Below are 2356 nucleotides of genomic sequence, written 5' to 3' on the forward strand. Positions count from 1 at the left end.
CATTTAATTTTAGTGTAGATGGCAATGATTATGCATTAAGAAACATTGATCCTGTAAAATTAGTGCTTGACCCTACAGTACATATTGACTTAGCTAACAGTAGTGATGCCTTAGGTTTAAGTAATGCATGTGTAACTTGTCACCAACCTAGACCTAGTTATGCTATTCCAGCTGGAACAGGTGATTACACTATTACTAGCTCACGATTTGGTCCTCACTATGGCCCACAATCAACAATGTTTGAAGGTATTTTGGGCGCCAATATAGTTGGTTCAACTGCTTATCCGGGAGTTGGAGCTAATGGGGATAATGGTCACAGAAAAGGAACCTCATGTGTAAATTGCCATATGGGTGGTGGATCAGATGCTACTAAAGGAGATCACTCTTGGGGTTATGAAGGTGAAGGCGTTGACCGCAAATTTGTAGCGCTTGATGCTTGTATTACTTGTCATACAACCATGACTGCAATTCCGGAAGCAACTAGTTCATATACTGCTAATTTCAAAACTTTAGAGAATTTGTTAATCGCCAAAGGTTATATATCTGAAAGTGGTCGTGTTTTAGGCGCCTCTGGGGAAAACGCTGGCAGTTCTAATCCATTAGTAATTCCAGTAAAAGATGCCCAAGCCATTTGGAATTATAAAACAGTAAAAGAAGATCGAAGTAAAGGTATTCATAATCCGAAATATACAGACGCCTTACTTAAAAATTCAATTGAATACTTACAACAATAATAGCTAGATATTTTAAAATAGCTCAGGAGTTAAACCTCCTGAGCTATTAATAAAACCCATCTTAGTTTATTAAATAGCTATAAAATTTCGTAGAGAAATTTAAGTTCAAAATTAAAATAAAATGAAATGAAAAAACTATTAAAAATAGTTCTCGTTAGCAGTATAACTTTGTTGTTTTTTTCATGTTATTATGACGAATTTCCTGAAGAAGCTGAAGTAGTAATTCCTCCGGGAGAAGTTATTTCTTTTAATGACGACATTGCGCCAATATTTGCATCATATAATTGTACACAATGCCATAATGCAACTGGACAAAGTCCAAACTTAACGCCAGGAGGCGAATATGCTGCTTTAGTGCCTGCATATGTTAGCGCAAGAAACGCAAATAATAGTGACCTTTATATCATGCTTGCGATTAATGACCATAGAAATGTTGACGCAGAATCTTTGGCACTAATAAAAAAGTGGATAGATGATGGCGCAGAGAACAACTAATTTAAAGACGTTACAAATGAAAAATTATAAAATATTACTATTTACTTTCTTAATTGTTCCGCTTTTAAGTTTTTCACAAGAAAAAACAAAAGATTCAATTGTAGAAAAACCTGAACGTCCTGCGTTTGAAAGTTCAAGCATTATAGACAACCAAACTAATGTACTGTTTAGCAAAAACACATTAGAGGTTATGATGCAACACAGATTTGGTTTAATAGATGAAGAAAATTCCCTATTAGGAATTTATGGCGCTAATTCAAATATAAGAATTGGGCTATCTTATTCTATTTTAGACTGGCTAACTGTTGGTTATGGCATCACTAAAAAAAATAGAATAAGTGATTTTAGCGTAAAAGCTGGTATTATACAACAAACAAGATCTGGAAGTATCCCTTTAAGTATTACTTATTTTGGAAATGTTGCTATTGATGGTCGCTCTGGCGATGCAAATGATGGTGTATTCATTACAAAACAAGATAGATACTCTTATTTCCATCAATTAATAATTGCTAAACGATTTAACTCGAAATTATCTTTACAATTAGCACCTAGTTTATCCCATTACAATGCTGTTGATTTTGGATATGAAAACGATAGAATTACCATTGCTTTAGGGGGGCGCTACAAAATAAGCTCGCAAACATCTGTTATCTTTGATTATAGTATCCCAATCACAGAATTAGATATCGAAGGTCAAGAAAATATAAGTTATGACTATTCAGGGTTAAGTATAGGTGCAGAATTTTCGACCTCTGCACATGCATTCCAAATTTTTATAACAAATCTTAGTGGAATTGTTCCGCAACAAAACTACATGAAAAACATTAATGCATTTGGCACTAAAGGTATTCTTGTTGGGTTTAATATAACCAGAAGATATAACTTTTAATCTTATTTAATAATGAAGAATAACGAATCCAAAGGAGGGAAAAAAATATCAAGACGCGGTATGTTACCATTACTAGGAAGTGGATTACTTATTCCCTTCCTAGGATTTGGCAAAACAGAGGATACCATTGATCCTGCTACAAGAGAAGACGAGGAATATCAAACTTTATTAAAAGCTGATGGCACCACCGTTAAGGTTAAGGTTAGCGCCTTAAAGAATTCAAAAGTAATCAAGAAAA

At 34.0% G+C, this 2356-nt stretch carries 4 protein-coding genes; all 4 read left to right on the top strand.

What is annotated here, in order from left to right:
- Positions 1–734 (top strand): hypothetical protein (locus AC15TD_RS01560; RefSeq protein ID WP_484450380.1); only part of this gene is annotated, 734 nt, incomplete at its 5' end.
- A 126-nt stretch (positions 735–860) separates the two neighbouring features.
- Positions 861–1229 carry a hypothetical protein gene (locus AC15TD_RS01565; protein ID WP_484450381.1) on the top strand — a complete coding sequence of 123 codons (369 nt, stop codon included), beginning with the start codon at positions 861–863 and terminating at the stop codon, positions 1227–1229.
- A gap of 16 nt (positions 1230–1245) precedes the next feature.
- Entirely contained in the window at positions 1246–2118 is an 873-nt protein-coding gene (locus tag AC15TD_RS01570; RefSeq protein WP_484450382.1) for a DUF5777 family beta-barrel protein, read from the top strand.
- Between the two features lie 12 nt (positions 2119–2130).
- Positions 2131–2356: hypothetical protein (locus AC15TD_RS01575; protein ID WP_484450383.1), on the top strand; the 226-nt coding region annotated here is incomplete at its 3' end.

Source organism: Yeosuana sp. (genome assembly GCF_057126245.1).